The following is a 17,268-nucleotide window of genomic DNA, read 5'->3' as shown; positions in this document are numbered from 1 at the left end:
GTAGCGTCGGATACACCGGGTGGTTCGCCCGGTTCCCTCCCCGAGGCACTCCGTGTTTCCGGGATTCTTTTCCAGGCATTGGATGGTGGGTTGTGAGGATTCTTCTGATCGGCGCGGGCGGCACGCTGGGCTCGGCGGTGCACAAGGCTCTCGCGCAGCGCGGCCACGAAGTGACCGGCGTGGGCCGCACGGGCGGGGACCTGGTCTGCGACGTCACCGACCCGGAGGCCGTGGCCCGGATGTATGCGCAGGCCGGTCCGCTGGACGCGGTGGCCGTGGCGGCGGGCGACGCCGTGTTCAAGCCGCTGGCCGAGCTGACCGCGGGCGACTTCGCGGCGACGTTCCGCGGCAAGGCTCTCAGCCAGCTGGAGCTGGTCCGCCAAGGCGCCCGGCACGTCGCCGCGACCGGCTCGTTCACGCTGGTCAGCGGGATCCTCACGGAGGAGCCGATCGTGGCAGGCGCCGCCGCGTCCGCGGCCAACGGCGCGGTCGAGGCGTTCGTGCGGGCCGCCGCGATCGAGCTCCCGCCGCAGCGGATCAACGCGGTGAGCCCGACGGTGGCCGAGGAGTCCCTGCCCGCCTACGGGCCGTTCTTCGCCGGCATGGAGCCCGTCCCGGCGGCACGCGTCGCGACGGCGTACGTCCGTTCGGTCGAGGGGGCACAGACGGGGCAGGTCTACCGGGTGCGCTAGCACTCCGGCAGACCTGCACCGGTTCACCCTCCGGCCTGCACCCTCACCCTCACCCTGACCCTCACATGCAGCCCACCGGGTCGTGGGGAGGCAGACGGAAACCGACCTCGGCGCCGCCGTCGGGTGCGGCAGCGGCGAAGACGGTGCCGTGGTCGGCGGTGACGAGGTCGTGGACGATCGCCGGCCCGAGGCCGGACCCCGGGATTGCCTGGGTGCGCGGGCCCCGGCTTCGCGCCATGCCGCAGCGCGTTACTTCGCCCAGCCCACCGTCTCGGGCAGCGGGCTGTTGAAGATGGTCGCGCCGACGTTGGCGAGTCCCTTCTTCACGCCGTAGGTCGAGGGGCCGCTGTACAGCGGCAGGAAGGCGTACTGCTGGAGCGCCTTCTGCTCGATCTTGTTGACCGCCGTGATCTGCTGGTCGAGGTCGGCGATCTGCGTTGCGGCGCGGATCTCCTTGTCCAGTGCCGGGGTGCCCGAGCCGGTGATGTTGGAGTCGCGGTCGGAGCAGTAGAAGTCGCACAGGTAGCGGGCTCCGAACGGGTCCATGGAGCGGTTTCCCGACACGAAGAGGTCGAACCTGCGCTCGCTGAGGATCTTGGAGAAGTCCGCGTCGTCGGCCTTCTTGATCACGAGGTGGACGCCGGCCGGCTTCAGCATCGCGGCGAACGCGCCGGCGGTGGCCTTGGCCAGCGGGTCATCGCCCATGAGCGTGTAGCCGACTTCGAGCTTCTTGCCGTTCTTGACGCGGATGCCGTCGCCCCCGGGCTTCCAGCCCGCCGCGTCGAGCGTCTTCTTGGCCTCGTCGGGCGCGTACGTCAGCACGGCCGAGACGTTGTCCTGGTAGCCCTTCTGGAAGCTGTAGAGCACGGCCGAGCCGGGCAGCGGCTCCTTGTAGTCGAGCCCCTGGAACTGGATCTTCGCGATCTGGGTGCGATCGATGCTCTGCTGGAGGGCCTTGCGGACGTCGCTCTCCGCGAGGACGGACGACTTCGTGTTGAAGTACAGCGCGTACTCGAACGGGCTGCCGCCGCTGCGGATCTCCGTGCCCTTGAGTCCCTTGATCTGCTTGAGGCTTTCCGCGTCGGAGGCGGAGGTGTAGTCGACCTGACCGTTCTTGAAGGCGTTGACCGCCGCGGTCGACTCCAGGTTGACGTAGACGCGCTTGTCGAGTTTGCCCTTCTTCCCCCACCACTTCGGGTTGCGGACGAAGGTGATGTTGCCCGAGTGGGTGTCCCAGGTTCCTACGGTGTACGGGCCCGCGCCCCACTCCGGGTGGGCCGTTTTGACGTACGCCTTGTTGAAGTTGTCGACGGTGGCGGCCTTGGGGTGCAGGAACGTGGTGAACAGGCTCGACCAGGCGGCGTTGACGCCCTTGAAGGTGATGACGGCCTGCTTGGCGTCCTTGCCCTGCTCGACGGAGGTGATCCGGTCGTAGCCGTCCGTAGAAGAGGCGGCGTAGGCCTTGTCCGACCCGTTGTTGGCCTTCCAGGTGGCCTGGATCGCGGTCCAGTCGATCGGGGTGCCGTCGTTGAAGGTGGCCTTCGGGTTGATCGTGAGCGTGACCTTCTGGTTGCCGCCCTCCACGGACACCTTCACGTCGCTGTAGTAGTCGGGGTTGTACTGCACTTCGCCGGTGGGTGCGTAGGTGATCGCGTCGGCGTTGTACCAGGACCAGACCCGTGATGCGGTCAAGGTGCCATTGACGTTGAACGGGTTGCCCTGCTCGTCGAAGGTTCCGACCGTGGTGTAGGTGCCGCCGTCCTTGATGTTCTCGTACGGCTTCGGGTTGTAGTCGGCGGCCGACGACGCGGCCTTCTGCACGTCCTTGCCGTCGCCTTTCGCCGCGTCCTTGTCGGAGGAGGACTGGCACGCGGTGGCGGCGACGGAGATGGCGGCGACGAGGGCGATGGGCAGGGCCAGTCTTGCGCGCATGGCGGAATGGTTCCTTTGGTTCGGTTCCGGATCGGTCGCGATCGGGTTCGACCGCGACCGGGCAGGGTTGGGGGTTCGGGTTCTGGTGGGTGCTCAGACGGCGTGGCAGGCGTACTGGTGTCCCGGCTGCCCGGCCACCTCGGCCGGCGCGGGGCGTTCCGTGCGGCAGCGCTCCCGTACGTCGGCGGCGGCCAGGCGGTACAGCGGGCACCGGTCGACGAAGGCACAGCCGGCGGGCAGTCGGGCGGCGCTGGGCTGTTCGCCCTGCAGCACGACGCGTTCGCGGGTGCGTTCGCGCTCCGGGTCGGGCACCGGGATCGCCGACAGCAGTGCCCGGGTGTACGGGTGCCTGGGATCGGAGAAGATCGTCTCGGTGTCCCCGGTCTCGACGATGTGCCCCAGATACATCACCGCGATGCGGTCGGATACGTACCGGACCACGGCCAGGTCGTGGGCCACCACGAGGTAGGCGAGCCCGAGTTCACGCTGGAGCCGTGCCAGCAGGTTGATCACTCCGGCCTGCACCGACACGTCCAGGGCCGAGAGCGGCTCGTCCAGGGCGAGCAGCTTGGGCTCGGTGGCCAGGGCGCGGGCGATGCCCACCCGCTGACGCTGCCCGCCCGAGAGAGCGGCCGGGAACCGGTCGCCCACCGAAGTGTCCAGCCCGACCAGAGCCAGCAGTTCCGCGATACGGGAGCGGATCGAGTCGCGGTCCCGTCCGATCGCCTGCAGGGGTTCGGCCAGCAGGTCGAAGACGGGCAGTCGCGGGTCCAGGGCCCCCAGCGGGTCCTGCATGACGATCTGTACGTCCCGCCTCAACTCCCGCTTGCGCGTGGTGGTTTCGACCGTACTGACGTCGGTGCCGGCGATCTCGATCCGGCCGCCCTCCGGCTTCCTGAGCCGCAGGACCTCCAGCAGGGTCGTGGTCTTGCCACTGCCCGACTCCCCCACCAGGCCCAGGGTCTCCCCCGCGCGCAGCTCGAAGCTCACCCCGTTGACCGCCCGCAGCGTGCCGACCCGGCGCTTGAGGAGGGCGCCCTTGGTGATCGGGAACGTCTTGACGAGGTCCTCCACCCGGAGCACCACCTCACCGGCCGCGGCACGCTCGGAGCCGGTGGACCGGTCGACGGGGGCGACACCGCCCGCGGGATCCAGCGACCCGTCGGCGATCTCGCCGGCGCGCAGGCAGGCCACGTGGCCGTGTCCGGTGACCGCGCTCAGCTCCGGCTCGTCGGTGCGGCACGCGTCGAGGGCGACGGCGCAGCGGCTCGCGAACGGGCAGCCCTGCGGGAGGTCCACCAGGCGGGGCGGTTCCCCGCCGATGGGGACCAGGGGTTGGTGGACGCCGCTGTCCACGGTCGGTACGGCGGCGAGCAGCCTGGCGGTGTACGGCATGGTCGGACGGCGGAACAGTTCCCGCACGCCCGCCTGCTCCACGAACCGGCCCGCGTACATGACGGCGATGTCGTCGGCGTGGCCGGCGACGACTCCGAGGTCGTGGGTGATGAGGACGAGGCCGGCACCGGTCTCGCGCTGCGCCAGGCGCAGGACGTCGAGGATCTGGGCCTGCACGGTGACGTCGAGGGCGGTGGTGGGCTCGTCGGCGACGAGGACGGAGGGTTTGTTGGCGATCGCCATGGCGATCACGACGCGCTGGCGCATACCGCCGGAGAACTCGTGCGGGAAGGACTTGGCCCGCTCGTGCGGGTCGGGGATGCCGACGAGGTCGAGCAGTTCGACGGCCTGCTCCCAGGCAGCCCGCTTGGTGAGGTCCTGGTGGACGCGCAGGGCGTCACAGAGCAGCCGTCCGACGGAGAAGATCGGGGTGAGCGCGGAGAGGGGGTCCTGGAAGACCATGCCGATGGCGTTGCCCCGTACCCCGGAGAGCTTTTTGTCGTCGAGGCCGATCAGGTCGCGTCCGCCGAGCAGCACCTGGCCTCGCAGGTCCGCGGTGGGCGGCAGCAACCCCATGATGCCCATCGCGGTGGCCGACTTGCCGGAGCCCGACTCGCCGACGATGCCGAGGGTGCGGCCCGGCAGGAGATCGAAGCTCACGCCGCGCACCGCCTGGACGGGGCCGGCCTCGGAGGGGAAGGAGATGCGCAGGTCGCGCACCGAGAGCACGGGGGTGGCGCCGGTGGGCGCCGCGGGCGGGGAGGAAGCAGTCGTGGCGAGGGTCATCGTCGGCCTCCTGCCGCACCGGTCACGGACGTGGGGTCGAGGGCGTCACGCAGTCCGTCGCCGACGAAGGTCATCGACACGGTGAGCAGGACGACCAGGCCCGCGGGGAAGGCGAAGAGCCAGGGGGCGCTGGTGACGGTGCCCGCGCCGTCCGCGAGCATCGTGCCGAGGGACACGTCCGGGGTCTGGACGCCGAATCCGAGGAACGACAGGGCGGTTTCGCTCAGTACGGTCGCCACGACGCCGAGCGTCAGGTTGACGATCAGCAGCGAGCCGAGGTTGGGGATGATGTGGCGCACGATGATGCGCAGCGGGCGCACTCCCATGAATTCGGCCGCGGTCACATAGTCCCGTTCGCGCAGTGATGTGGACACGGACCAGATCACGCGCGCTGTGGACATCCAGCCGAAGACCGTCAGTACGACGATGAGGACCCGCCAGTCGCCGGCGAGGCGGTGGGAGACCAGGGCGAGGATGAGGAACGAAGGGACGATCAGCAGGAAGTGGATGACGGCGAGCGTCGCCTTCTCGACCCGCCCTCCGAAGTAGGCGGCGCTGGAGCCGACGACGGCCGCGACGACGACGGTCAGGACGGAGACGCTCACGGCGATCACCAGGGAGCGCTGGAGACCGTGCACGGTGGAGGCGTAGATGTCGTTGCCGCCCTGGTTGGTGCCGAACCAGTGGGCGGCGCTCGGCGGCTGGGTGAGTGCGGCGAAGTCGGCGTCGGAGTACGCGTAGGAGGTGAACAGGCCGCCGAACACACTGAACGCCACCAGCAGACCGAAGATCAGCACGCCCACGACGGCGAGGCGGTTGCGCAGGAAGCGCCGCAGATAGAGCCGGCCGCGGCCGAGGTGGCGTCCGTTGCGCTGGGTGGAGAGTGCCTCCTGCGGCACAGGGTGTGCTGTCGCCGGGGACGCATCACCGCTCGTCACGTCCGCACTCACATCGGTACTCACGTCAGCTCACCCTCACTCGTGGGTCGAGGAAGACGGTGGCGATGTCCGCGAGGATCGCGCCGATCGCGGTCAGCGCCGCGGCGAAGGCGGCCGTCGCGACCGTGCCGTGCACGTCGTTCTTGCTGATGGTCTGGATGAAGTAGCGGCCCATACCGTTCCAGCCGAAGATCGTCTCGGTGATGATGGCCCCGGTGAAGATGGACGGGATGCTGAACGCCACGGAGGCCGCTGTCGGGATGAGCGCGGCTCGCAGGGCATGCCTGCGGATCGCCTGGGCGCGGGTGAGCCCGGTGGCCCGGGCGGTGCGCACGAAGTCGGCGTTGATCGTGTCGAGCAGCAGCGAACGCTGTGTCAGGTGGTAGCCGACGTAACCCATCAGGGTCAGGGTCAGGGTCGGCAGGATCAGGTGCAGCAGCCGGTCGCCGATCGTGGGGAGCAGCCCCTCGACGTTCGGTGAATTCTCACCGGCGACGTAGAGGAAGTGCAGCCCGGCGTGCTGGTTGAGCCAGATGGCGACGAAGACCACGGCGAGCGCGGCGACGGACGCCGGTACGTTGAACACCGCGATGGACACCGCCTGCGTGACGCGGTCGGCCCAGCCGTACTGCCGCGACGCGGTGTACACACCGAGTGCGACGCCGATCACGACGGACAGGACCGTCGCGATGACGACCAACTCCGCGCTGATGAGCGACCGGTAGCCGATCTCCCCGTTGACGGAGACACCGGTGGGCGACTTCCCCCAGTCGAAGCGGAGGAACACCGCGGTGAACCAGTCCCACCACCGGTGCACCAGGGGCACGCTCGGGTCCAGGTTGTACGGCGCGAGAGCCCGGTCGATCTGGGCCTCGCTGCGGACGGGCCGCAGCTCCTTGAAGTTCGACCGCGGGTCCAGGAACCAACTGGCCAGAAAGTAGGTCGCGTTGGTCGCGACCACGATCATCAGGAGCCAGCCCGTCGCCTTGCGCGTCACATAGCGCACCACGCCCGCCACCTCCTCACCGCACGCGGGAGGTATGCCTCGGGGGCACGGGGTCTGAGGGAGGTATACATGCGCGGTGGAGCCTTCTGGAGGTACGGAACGTATGCACAGACGTGCGTGCATGAGTCTGGTCCGTACCTGGGAAGGGACACCAGGGTTTGAGGGTTTCCGCCATGAGGCCGAAACGCGGCTGTAGTAAACCGTCTGGATTGCGGGGCGATGTGCGCCCCGACCGTGGTCAGCGGTGGCACCCCGGCCCGGCGGGACCAACGCCCCCACGGGGGGAAACTGCCGGGAATCCGCCCATGGGCCAGGCGGAGATGGGATGCTGACCTTGCTGGAGCTGGTACTGGTCGCATGATCCACGGGGGAGCCGGATGACCGAGGTACGGATCAGCGTGGGGAGCGCCGCGGGCGCCACGGCCCTGGCCGGGTGGTTGCTCCGCGATCCGTCGGTCGCCCGTTCCGGTACCACGATCGGGGCTGCGAGCGCCTCCGGGGCCCCGGCCACCACCATGGGGACCGTGGACACCATCACCGCCGTGGCGAACAGCACGGTCGGCCTGCTCGGACTGCTGGTCACCACGGCCGCCTGGCGGCGCCCACACGGAGCGCGAACTCCCACCGTACGGATCACCGAGAGCGACGGGACCGTGCTGGAGGGGACGGCCGAGGACGTTCTCCAGGTACTACAGGGCCGCCGGGAGCCGGAGCAGTCCGACTCATGACGGCCCGGCTGTCCGACCCCGCGGCCTCCCGGGCGGTACTGATCGGCATCCCCACATACGCCGCGGGCGGTCAGCTCGCGCAACTGCCCGCCGTGGAACGGAACATCACGGCACTGCGGGACGCCCTGTGCGACGACGCGGTCTGGGGCCTGGCCCCGGCGAGCTGCCGCGTACTCGGCAGCGAGGCCGACGGCGGCGATGTCATGCGGGCCATCGACGCGGCCGTGCGGGAAGCCGAGGACACACTGCTCGTCTACTACGCCGGGCACGGACTGCTGCACCCCGACCGGCCGACCGACCTTCACCTCGCCCTGCACGACTCCAACGAACAGCAGATGTGGCGCGCGCTGCCCTACACGCACATCCGGGACGAGGTACGTTCGGCCCACCGTCGGCACGGCCTCAAGTGCGCCATGATCCTCGACTGCTGCTTCAGCGGAGCCGCTGTCGAAGGCGGTATGAGTACCCGCGAGTCCCTGCTGAAACAGGCCGCCGACATCGACGGCGTCTGCGTCCTCACCTCCAGCGCGGCCACCGAAGTCGCCTACTCCCTGGCCGACGAGGACCTGTCCGCCTTCACCGGCGCCCTGCTCGGGCTCCTGCGGACGGGCGCGCCCGAGGCCGGACCGGTGCTCGACTTCGGGACCGTGCACGCCCGGCTGCACCAGACCCTGAGCAGCCGGGAACACCCCCAGCACCCGCAGATCGGGGCCCACAACTCGGGCGAGCGGATAGCCGTCTTCCGCAACCCCGCGCACACGGCGCCGACAACGCCCGAAGCCGACCGCGGCGCCGACGCCGCGGGGCCACTGCCCGCCACGCGACTGTTCGGCCGGGAACGCGAGCTGCGCGAGCTCACGGCGGAAGCCGCCCGGGGGCCCGGCGTCCTCGTCATCCACGGACCTCCTGGCGTGGGCAAGTCGGCGCTGGCGGCGGCGCTGCGTCAGCGGCTCCCCCCCAGCACGCAGAAGCCTCCGGCAACCCACCCACCCCTCGTACTGCTCGACGACGTCACGGACGCCGCCGAGCTCAACCGCACCGACGTGACCCCGCGCGATGCGCTGATCCTGGTCACCAGCCGTGCCTCGCTCACCGACGCGATGCCGCCGCAGCACATCCGCCGCTACGCACTCGCTCCGCTGGAGGTCTCCGACGCGGTGGCGTTGATGCAGGACATCAGCGGGCTCACCGGGCACGAAGCCGAACTCACCGAGATCGCCGAGCTGCTGAGCTGCTTCCCCCTCGCCCTGCGCCCCATCGCCGCCCGGCTGCGCCGCACCCCGCCCGACCTTCTCCTGGACGCCATGCGGGAGTCGGACCGTCCGCTGCAGCATCTGCACTCCGACGACGACCGTGTCCGTACGGCCTTCACCGTGTCGTACGAGGCACTCAGCGATCAGCAGAAGCAGGTCCTCCGGGACTGCGCCGGCCACCCCGGGCCGGACTTCGACCGCCGTTCCGCAGCCGCCCTGTGCCGTCTGCCGCCCGGCATCTGCGGGCTGATGCTGGAAGAGCTCGTCGATGTGGGTCTCCTCCAGCGCGCCAACGGCCGCTATGCCTTCCACGACCTCTACCGCAGCTATTCGCGCACCACGCCCGCGGGGGAGGTCCTGCGGCGGACCTCGCTGTATCTGCACCTGCGCGGCCGTCTGGGGCCCGCGGGCGAGGACAGTGCGCGCACGGCCTGGCGGGCCGCCGCGCTCGGCGAACTGCGCGCGGCGGCGCGGGCGGCGCGCGAGGACCGGTGGAACCTCGCGACCGAGCTCGGCTGCGACGTGGCGGACGCCCTGCACGAGGAGGAACGGCCCGAGGAGGCCAAGGAGGAGGCCGAGGCCGCCTACCGCTACGCCACGGACCACAGCCACGGCGCCGGTATCGCTCGGGCCCGGGCCGCCCTGGCCCGCCTGGGGGCGGAACCAGCGCCCGGCCGCGTCCCGCCCACGGTGAGCGCCCCGTCGGCCACGCGACAGGAAGTGGCCACCGAACTCCGGCGCGCGGCCGAGGCGGCACCCGAGGCCGGGACCGAGCACGGCCGGCACCTCATGGCCCTGGCCGAGCGGGCTCTGGCCGCCGATCTCGTCGAGGAGGCTCTGACCTTCCAGGCCGAGGCACGCTCCTGGGTGGAGGAAACCGGGGACGACAACGGGCTGCTGGCCGAGTGCCTCGTGGCCGAGGCAGCCCTGCGCATCCACGCGGGGCAGTATCCCGACGCGGTCGAACTGGCCCAGAGGGCGGCCCGGTTGCTGGACGAGCGTGGCGATCGGGAGGGGGCGGCCCACGCGCACGCGACGGCGGCCGAAGCTCTCCGCAAGGCCGGAACCCTGGAGATGGCCCGCCGCCATGCCCGTCTCGCGCTGGAGCACTTCGAGGCGGTCGGCACCCCCGCCAACCTCAGCTACGCCTACCGCCTGATCGCCAAGATCGAGTGGGCGCTGGGAAACCACGCGCACGCACGACAGCTCATGCACCAGGCACACGAACTGCGTCACGACCTCGACGCCGAGGAAGGACCGTCGACCAAGGCCATCGCCCACCCGTCGTCCCGAGCGGTCCGCATGGGCCACCACCTGGGCAACCGGGAGATTCCGCGCTCCACGGACGGGGGCCTGTCCGGGTGATCGTCCGCGGCCAGGTGGACGGGGAGGCTGATCGGGCACGCCTGCCCCCGGCGGGAAGGCGCCGTCCACGTCCGTGGGTTGAACGAACCGCCGGGTCGCCGCTCCGAACCTGACAGTCCCTCAGCGGCGGTGGTACGCAGTCCATTTACCCGATGCCGACGGCGCCGAGCGCGTAGCCTGCTGCGCAGCGCGAGCGAGCAGGTTCGCTGCGTGCACGATCCGTCCCGTATGAGGAGTGCTCCGCCATGCGCATATCCAGACCCTCACGCTCACGGCGCGCCAGAGCCGCTGTCGTCGGCGCGGCCCTGGCGGCCGCCCTCGCGCTCGCAGGCTGCCAGGACGGCACCTCGGGCGCGGCCTCGGCGCCACCGTCGCTCACGGCGAGCGCCACCCCGGGGACCGGGTCGCCTTCCGCGACCACCCCGGGTCCCGCCGCCTCCCCCAGCCATACCCCGTCCCCGAGCCGGACGAGCGCGAAGCCGCACACCCCGGCTCCCGCGCCAACGAAGTCGCGCACCCCGAAGCCCCCGGCGCAGGGCAGCCACCCGAGCACGAAGGCCACCGCCTCCACCCACTCCAGCAGCTGCGAGATCGTCTCCAACGCGGGCAACTGCTACAACGCGGGCCAGTTCTGCCGTAAAGCCGATCTCGGCCGTTCCACGCACGCCGCGAACGGGCGAATGATCTACTGCCGGACCGTCAGCGGCCGCCCTCACTGGCAGTACTGACCGCCGAGTTCAGCCTTCCACCCCCTCACTGAGAGGCGTCAGGACCGACCGACAGCGTCGAGCGCATGTTCCTTGAGGAACGCGCCCGCATGGGCTGCCGCTTCCTCCGTGGTCGGGTACCACGTTCCCCCGCCCACCGCGCTCGATGCCCCATCGGCACCCCTGCCGGTCCACGTCCAGCCGCCGGATGGCACCTGGACCAGTTCAGCCGTTCCCCCGAAGAGTTCAAGGGTGGTTGCGGGTACTGTCGGGGGCACCGGGCGACTGACGGCGTCGGGCCATTTCTTGCGGGCACCCTGCCGAGTGATGCCCCACACGGCCCCCAACTGTTCGTAACTCGCACCGTAGGAGCCGGCGGTTGCGGCCGCGTTCGCCGTCAGCCGTTTGACCTCCGCGTCCACCACCTTCCACGCGGCAAGGACGGTCAGTGCCACTTCTGCGGGATCCGCGTCCCACATGCGGTCGACGGAGAGACCCGTCTCTCGGGAGCGAAAGGCTGAGGCCAGTGGATTCAAGGCGTCGTACAGAGCCTTGTCGAGCTCCACCTGTTCTTCTGGGGTGATCTCAGGCACCATCATGCGACAACCATAGTTCACACAGCCTTACTTGGGAACTAAAGTTACCGCGGGGCGGCGCCGGATCACGGCTGACCGCGGAACGACGGTCCTCTGATCAGCCGAGTCCGAGTCCGGGCGTGCTCATGGTCTGCTCGGCCATGCGCTGCTCGCCGAGCGCGTTGGGGTGGACGGGGACGACGTTCTGCCCGAACAGGAGCGGTTCGATCCAGCGGGTCCCGGTGGGTGCGCACGCGTCGCGGCCCTCGGACGCCCGGGAGAGGTCCACGTAGGTGGCCCCGGTCTCGTCGGCGGCGCGTTGGACGACGGCGTTGAGGTGTCCCTGTATGCCGCGTACGTACGGGACGTCGCCGGAGGCGATGGGCAGCTTCACGAAGCAGGACGGGTCGGCTTTGGCCGGGGTGATCCAGGGGTAGCCCAGCACCGCCACGCGGGCGTGGGGCGCCTTGGCGCGGACGGCGCGCAAGGCGGTCTTGAGCGCGGGATACGTGTTCGCGTCGATCTGGTCGTCGAAGGCGGTGCCGTTCTGGTCCTTGCAGGGGCTGCCCTGACCGCCACTGAAGACGCCGGCAGTGCCGCAGGTCAGGATGGCGTTGATGAAGGTGTTGTTGTCGTTGCCGCCAATGGTCAGCGTCACGAGTTCGGTGTCGGCGGTGACGGCGTCCAACTGGGGGGCGGTGCCCGGGTACTGGGATGTGGAGAAGTCCTTGGTCTGGGCGCCGCCGCAGGTCACGTCCGCGAGGTGGGCGCCGGTGCGGGCGGCGATGACGTGGGGGTAGTTCGCGGTGGACCGCAGACACAGCAGGTTGGTGGGATCCACGGGCAGGACGCCGGAGCCCGCACTGTAACTGTCTCCGAGGGCGACGTAGTTCAGGGCCCGAGCAGGGGCCATGGCCGCATCCTGGGCCGGGGACTGGGTGGCGTGCGCGGTGGTGGCGCCGACGAGTCCAAGGGCCAGCGCACCCGCCGCCACTGACGCAGACATGACATATCGAGCTGACTTGGGCATGGTTGCTCTCTCTTCCCGGGGAACGGCGCACCCGGATCGGCGCGACGAAGGAGCGGCTCGAACAACGAATGGCGGCAGCGGGACGACGGTGCGGGCACCGGCGACCACGGAGGACCGGTGCGGGATTACCAACCGGTTCTACCCATAGGTAATGTGAGGTGCCGCCAGGTCGGCGTCAATATTGGTGACCGGATTTATTTGAAATCCTCACGACCATGACAGCGGCGGTGACATGAGCCGCGCTCCCCCGGGCGCTCCCCCGGGCGCTCCGCAGGGCCCCATAAGGCGCACCGTATGTTGCCGGGCGCCGCGGTGGGTGTTGAGGTCGAAACCATGGGCAGTGACGGCGACGCCGCCGACGGGCGCATGCGCAGAGTGACCGGGGAAAAGGTTTTCGCCAGCGACTTCCGGCCGGCGGACATGGCCGCCATGGGCTGGCCGACGGACTGCCGGCACGCCCTGCTGCTGCGCAGCCGACACGTCGACCGACTCTTCACGGGTGTGGATTTCGCACGGCTGCCGGCCGATCTGCGGCCCGACGTGGTCGTCACAGCCGCGGACCTCCCGCAGCCCCCGTACAGCAACCGGGTGTCCGCCGACAACGTCCAGGCGCTCCTGCCGGCGGGTGAGAAGGCCGACTACCTCGGTCAGCCGGTGGCCATCGTGGTCTACGGCGACTTCGTACGGTTCCGCCGCGCGGCGCAGGAGTTGCGCGAAGGCGCCGCTCCAGTGACGTATGGACCCGCCACCGGCGTCCTCCCGCCCACGGAGGAGCAGCTGATCGCGCAGGATCTGGAGGCCTGGACGCAGCGGAGCTTCACCGGCACGCCGCGCCAGGCGCACTACCTGCTGGACGCCACCGTGCCGAACGGCTACTCCCACTGGAACCGCGGGCGTGTCACCTACGACGCCACGCAGAGCACGTTCGTCAGGAACGGGCAGCCCGACACCGATGCGGAACACCTGTTCTCGGCGATCGAAGGCGACATGGCCCAGCCCGGAGCGCTCGGGGCCGTCACCACGACGTTCACCCAGCAGACCGACCCGGGCTTCTTGGAGCCGGAGGCCGGACTGGCCTGGCTGGACCACTCCTCCGGCACCCTGCACCTGGTGCTGGGCACGCAGTCGCCGCACGGGGACGTGCCGGACATCCAGACGCTGCTCGGCCGCGCGGCGCATCCGAGCGTACGGTCCGTACGGCTGTGGTCGAAGGACTGCGGTGGAGGGTTCGGGGGCCGGGACAAGTCGCCGTTCCCGTACTACCTGGCGCTCGCGGCGGTGTTCGCGCCCGGCCCCGTCCGGCTGGCGTACGACCGGCGCGAGCAGTTCCAGGGCGGCTTGAAACGACACGCCTCCGGCGTCCGCAGCTGGATCCGGGCGGATCCCGACGGGCGGATCCAGGCGATGCGGTCGTTCGTCGTGCTGCACGGAGGTGTCGAGGCAAACCTCAACGGGCCGGTGCTGGGGCTCGCGGCCCTGCACGCCACCGGCCCCTACCGGGTGCCGCAGGCCTCGGTGCACGCCATCGTGGTGGAGCGGGCGATCCCCGCCGTCGGTTCCATGCGCGGCTTCGGCATCCCACAGGTGGCGTTCAACCTGGAGACCGCGCTCGACCGGTTCGCCGTACGAGGCCTGGGCATGGATCCCCTCGACTTCCGCCTGGCCAACGTGGTCCGCTCCGCCACCGACGGGCCGACCGCCGCTTCTGCCCCGGACACGGACCTCGCCGGGACTCCGCTGCGGTTCCATGTCGGCGCCGCCGAGGTCTGCGCGGCGGCTCGCGACCACACGCTGTGGCAGCAGCGCGACGAGGCTCGTGACCGGGTCGCCGGGCGCGGAGACGGCACGCTGTACGGGGTCGGCTTCGCCTGCTGCATGGAGGCGTACGGAACCACCCAGGACAGCGTCTACACGGCCGTGCAGGTGACCGCCGACGGCCAGGTCGCGGTGTGGGGCCAGAGCGTGGAGATGGGACAGGGCTCCCGCGCCGCTCTGGAGCAGGCCGCCCACGACGTGCTGGGGGTGCCGGTGGTCGCCCGGCTCGGGGTGGTGGGGCCCTTCGAACGCTTCGCCCAGCGCCTCAAGGAGCGGGGACTGCACGACCAGGTCAAGATCTCGCTGTCCCATGGAGCGAGCAGCGCGTCGAAGACGGCGTTCTTCCATGTGCACGTGGTCCGCGAGGCGTGCCGCGCACTCCTGCGGCTGCGCCTGCTCCCCGCAGCACGCGCGCTGCTGAACGAGCCCACGCTGACCGACGCCGACCTGCTGGCTGCTTGGCACGATGGTGCGGTGCAACTGCCGGGCCACCCCGCGGTGCCGCTGGCCGCACTGGCGCGCGAGCTGGTGCGTACAGGAGGCCAGACATGCGTCATGGCACACGGTTACTTCTGCAACGGCTGGTCACAGGCGACGTTCCAGGTCGACGGGGTGTCTCACGAGGCGTCCGTCGACGCGCTGACGCTCGTCCACTCGCCGGACGACGACCCCGTGCCCCTCACCCCGGTCGGCCCGCTCACGGCCCCGGTCGCGCGTGGACCGGGCGGGGACGTCGTACCGCGGTCGCTGTACGCGGCGGCCGGTCACCTGGTCGGCGTGGAGATTGCGCCGACGCACGGGACGATCCGTGTCGTGGACGCCGTGACGTTCCTGGACGCCGGCGACCCACTGCTGCCGGCCGCGCTCGACGGCCAGGTGGCGGGCGGGCTCGCCATGGGGATCTCCCACACACTGCACGAGGAACTTCCCCCGGAGACCGGTGCCGGTCCCTACGTCAACTTCGACCGCTACCGGCTCGCACGCTACGCCGACATCACCGGAATCCGACGCGAGACGATCCTCGTTCCCCTGCCGGCGGCGGGTGTGCTCGGCACCGGCAGTCCGAGCCTGCGGCACAAGGGGATCGGGGAAGCAACCATGACGAGTGTCGCACCCGCCGTGGCCAACGCCGTCGCGCATGCCCTCGGGCACGGCGACGACCGCTGCTGGCCCTCCCGTACCCCGATCCGCCTGGCGGACCTGCCCCTCCCCGACAACGGGCGGTCGTGATGCAAGAGCCCACCACCGATCTGGACCTCACCGTCAACGGCGTGCGCCACCACGGCCGTTCCGTGCCCGGCGACATGTCCCTCGTCCACTTCCTGCACGAGGACCTGGGCCTGACCGGCACGAAAATCGGCTGCTCCATCGGGGAATGCCGCGCCTGCACCGTCGCGGTCCGCACCCTCCCCCAAGCCCCGGTGGTGACACGCCAGGCCTGCATGACCAGCATGCGCCACGTACAGGGGTGGGACGTCACCACCGTCGAAGGCCTGGCGGCCGACGGCACGCTGCACCCCGTACAGCAGGCGTTCCTGGAGCGTGAGGCGTTCCAGTGCGGATACTGCGCGGCCGGGTTCGCGGTCGCCGGCAGCGTCGTCGTCGACCACGCCGGCGACAACCGCCTTGCGGACGAAGCGGAGCAGCAGCTGGAGGAGACCGTCGACACGGTCCTCGGCTCGCATGTGTGCCGCTGCACGGACTACGAGCGCTACCGGGCGGCCGTACTGGCCACCGCGCAGAGCGCGCCCCCGGCCCCCGCCCCGACGGAGCGCGAACGCAACCCGGCCGCGCCACCGACCGCTCCGGAGACCGGGGCAACCGCCCATAGAGCCATGCCCCGGCTGAGCAGGACACCTGCGCTGTCCGCGGCGGACACCGAACGGCTCGGATACACCCCCGTGTTCGACGATCCGACGCTGGAACTGATCCGGCTGTTGCGCGACGGCGCGGAGATCGAGCACTCGCTGCTCGTCCAGTACCTGTACGCCGCCTTCTCGATCAAAGTGCCGCGTTTCGCCGACCTCGCCGGCTGGCCCAGCCATCGCTACGGAGGCCGGCCACTGCACCTGATGGGCGTGGCCATCGAGGAGATGACCCACCTCGACATCGTGAACTCGCTGCTCGTCGCACTCGGGGCGGCCCCGCACCTCGGCCGCCAGCAGTTCCCGTACGAACAGGACATCTATCCCTTCGACTTCGTGCTGGAACCCCTGAGCCTGCACAGCCTGGCCAAGTACGTATACGTCGAGGCATCACCCAGCGCGGTCGACCCGGCCCAGCAGCACACACCCGAGGACCGCGCCTTCGTCGACCGCCTGTACGAGGTGCTCGGCTCGACAGCACCTGCGGCCCCCCGCCCCAACCAGGTCGGCAGCCTCTACCGCAAGGTCACACGGGTGCTCGAACTGCTACAGGAGCGGGAGCCGGACCGGCTGGACTACACCTCGTGGTTCGCCCGCCTGGAGCTGCTGCGCGAAGAAGGGGAAAGCGAACACTTCACGCTCTTCCGGTCCATGTTCGAGGGCACCCATCCCGCCCTCCAGGACTGCGCTGACGTATGGAATCCAGCCGGCCCGGACCACCCGGTGGTCCCCCTCAGCCACTCCAGCGGGCTGCCACCCTCCGGCGACCCCATCCCCGACGAAACGGTCCCGGCACTGCGCCACCTCGCGAACCTCCACTACTGGGCGGTGTGCATGCTGCTGGACGCGTCCTACCGGCAGGGCATGCTCTTCCACAGCGCCGCACGCCGCCACATGACGGGCCCGCTGCGCAGCCTGGGCACCGCACTGGCCCATCGCGCCGAGGGCCTCCCGTTCGACGCCTTCGTCGCGGGCTACGCTCCCGGACTGGACGACACACAGAACCTGCGCCTGGCCCACACCATGGTGCAACAGATCACGATCGACCAGCAGCGCTACGCCCGCCACCTGCCGTACGACTACCCGGCCAACTGCGCCCGGGAGACGCTCTGGGAGCTGTCGCTGGTGCCTGGCGGGCGGTGAAATACGGTTTTCTCGACAGCCCGCCACAAAGCCTGCGC

Annotated in this window: 13 protein-coding genes; 5 read left to right on the top strand and 8 right to left on the bottom strand. The window is 70.4% G+C overall.

All coding sequences use genetic code 11. The annotated features are described in order from the left end of the window. The first annotated feature begins 92 nt into the window (after positions 1-92). A complete protein-coding gene (locus tag OG965_RS37045; RefSeq protein WP_371656459.1) occupies positions 93-692 on the top strand; it encodes a short chain dehydrogenase in 600 nt (199 codons plus the stop codon). A 61-nt stretch (positions 693-753) separates the two neighbouring features. Here the strand turns inward: OG965_RS37045 and OG965_RS37040 are convergent, their stop codons facing one another. The 5 genes from OG965_RS37040 to OG965_RS37020 all read right to left on the bottom strand — a co-directional run bounded on the left by OG965_RS37040 (position 754) and on the right by OG965_RS37020 (position 6,752). Continuing rightward, complete coding sequence (locus tag OG965_RS37040; protein ID WP_371656458.1) at positions 754-930, bottom strand: hypothetical protein; 177 nt, start codon at positions 928-930, stop codon at positions 754-756. Positions 931-941: 11 nt separating this feature from the next. Then, entirely contained in the window at positions 942-2,624 is a 1,683-nt protein-coding gene (locus tag OG965_RS37035) for an ABC transporter family substrate-binding protein (protein ID WP_371656457.1), read from the bottom strand. Positions 2,625-2,717: 93 nt separating this feature from the next. Beyond that, positions 2,718-4,805 carry a dipeptide ABC transporter ATP-binding protein gene (locus OG965_RS37030; RefSeq protein ID WP_371656456.1) on the bottom strand — a complete coding sequence of 696 codons (2,088 nt, stop codon included), beginning with the start codon at positions 4,803-4,805 and terminating at the stop codon, positions 2,718-2,720. Then, positions 4,802-5,704: an ABC transporter permease gene (locus OG965_RS37025; protein WP_371657161.1), complete on the bottom strand. Its 903-nt coding sequence runs from the start codon at positions 5,702-5,704 to the stop codon at positions 4,802-4,804. The genes OG965_RS37030 and OG965_RS37025 overlap by 4 nt, the downstream gene beginning before the upstream one ends. 64 nt (positions 5,705-5,768) lie before the next feature. Continuing rightward, complete coding sequence (locus tag OG965_RS37020) at positions 5,769-6,752, bottom strand: ABC transporter permease (protein ID WP_371656455.1); 984 nt, start codon at positions 6,750-6,752, stop codon at positions 5,769-5,771. A 374-nt stretch (positions 6,753-7,126) separates the two neighbouring features. Between OG965_RS37020 and OG965_RS37015 the strand changes: the two genes are divergently transcribed. Both OG965_RS37015 and OG965_RS37010 read left to right on the top strand, forming a co-directional pair. After that, positions 7,127-7,477, top strand: coding sequence for a hypothetical protein (locus tag OG965_RS37015; RefSeq protein WP_371656454.1), 351 nt, complete (start codon positions 7,127-7,129; stop codon positions 7,475-7,477). Next, the gene (locus OG965_RS37010) at positions 7,474-10,095 is read left to right on the top strand and encodes a caspase family protein (RefSeq protein ID WP_371656453.1); all 2,622 of its coding nucleotides are present in this window, start codon (positions 7,474-7,476) and stop codon (positions 10,093-10,095) included. The genes OG965_RS37015 and OG965_RS37010 overlap by 4 nt, the downstream gene beginning before the upstream one ends. A gap of 145 nt (positions 10,096-10,240) precedes the next feature. Here OG965_RS37010 and OG965_RS37005 read toward each other — a convergent pair whose 3' ends face one another. The 3 genes from OG965_RS37005 to OG965_RS36995 form a co-directional block, all read right to left on the bottom strand. Then, positions 10,241-10,696 carry a hypothetical protein gene (locus OG965_RS37005; RefSeq protein WP_371656452.1) on the bottom strand — a complete coding sequence of 152 codons (456 nt, stop codon included), beginning with the start codon at positions 10,694-10,696 and terminating at the stop codon, positions 10,241-10,243. Positions 10,697-10,861: 165 nt separating this feature from the next. Continuing rightward, complete coding sequence (locus OG965_RS37000; protein WP_371656451.1) at positions 10,862-11,401, bottom strand: hypothetical protein; 540 nt, start codon at positions 11,399-11,401, stop codon at positions 10,862-10,864. Positions 11,402-11,495: 94 nt separating this feature from the next. Next, positions 11,496-12,407: an SGNH/GDSL hydrolase family protein gene (locus OG965_RS36995; RefSeq protein WP_371656450.1), complete on the bottom strand. Its 912-nt coding sequence runs from the start codon at positions 12,405-12,407 to the stop codon at positions 11,496-11,498. A gap of 333 nt (positions 12,408-12,740) precedes the next feature. Here OG965_RS36995 and OG965_RS36990 point away from each other — a divergent pair, with 333 nt between their 5' ends. Both OG965_RS36990 and OG965_RS36985 read left to right on the top strand, forming a co-directional pair. After that, positions 12,741-15,452: a xanthine dehydrogenase family protein molybdopterin-binding subunit gene (locus OG965_RS36990; protein WP_371656449.1), complete on the top strand. Its 2,712-nt coding sequence runs from the start codon at positions 12,741-12,743 to the stop codon at positions 15,450-15,452. After that, entirely contained in the window at positions 15,452-17,230 is a 1,779-nt protein-coding gene (locus OG965_RS36985) for a ferritin-like domain-containing protein (protein WP_371656448.1), read from the top strand. Before OG965_RS36990 ends, OG965_RS36985 begins: the two co-directional genes overlap by 1 nt. Positions 17,231-17,268 lie beyond the last annotated feature (38 nt).

This window comes from Streptomyces sp. NBC_00224 (assembly GCF_041435195.1).
Lineage (GTDB): Bacteria > Actinomycetota > Actinomycetes > Streptomycetales > Streptomycetaceae > Streptomyces.
Note: the sequence above shows the minus strand (reverse complement) of the source record. Positions and strands in the feature narration are given on the sequence as shown.